The organism is Mesorhizobium sp. M7D.F.Ca.US.004.03.1.1, assembly GCF_003998635.1.
GTDB lineage: Bacteria > Pseudomonadota > Alphaproteobacteria > Rhizobiales > Rhizobiaceae > Mesorhizobium > Mesorhizobium loti.
The window spans coordinates 1-432 of sequence record NZ_RZQG01001819.1 but is presented as its reverse complement, the minus strand read 5'-3'; the positions used below and the strand labels follow the sequence as shown (position 1 = coordinate 432).

Sequence of the window (432 nt, the reverse complement as noted above, 5' to 3'; positions counted from 1 at the left end):
TTCCTACAGCATGGAAGGCTATGCCGATGCCATGACCGAAGTGCTCGGGCTGCTCGGTGTCGACAAGGCCATCGTCTTCGGCTGGTCGCTCGGCGGCCATATCGGGCTTGAGATGATCGACCGCTTTCCGGGCCTGCTCGGGCTGATGATCACCGGCACGCCGCCAGTATCACCTGACGAGGTCGGCAACGGCTTCAAGCCGAGCCCGCATATGCACCTTGCCGGACAGGAAACCTTCAGTGCCGCCGATGTCGAGGCCTATGCGCGCAGCACCTGCGGCGAGCCGTTCGAACCGTTTCTCCTCGACACGGTGGCGCGCACCGACGGACGGGCACGGCGCCTGATGTTCGAAAAATTCGCGGCCGGCACCGGCAGGAACCAGCGCGAGATCGTCGCCGGCAAGACGCCGCCGATCGCCGTTCTGAACGGTGT

General features: G+C 64.8%; 1 protein-coding gene. It reads left to right on the top strand.

What is annotated here, in order from left to right; all coding sequences use genetic code 11:
* Positions 1 to 432 (top strand): alpha/beta hydrolase (locus EN935_RS40210; RefSeq protein WP_164771940.1); only part of this gene is annotated, 432 nt, incomplete at both ends.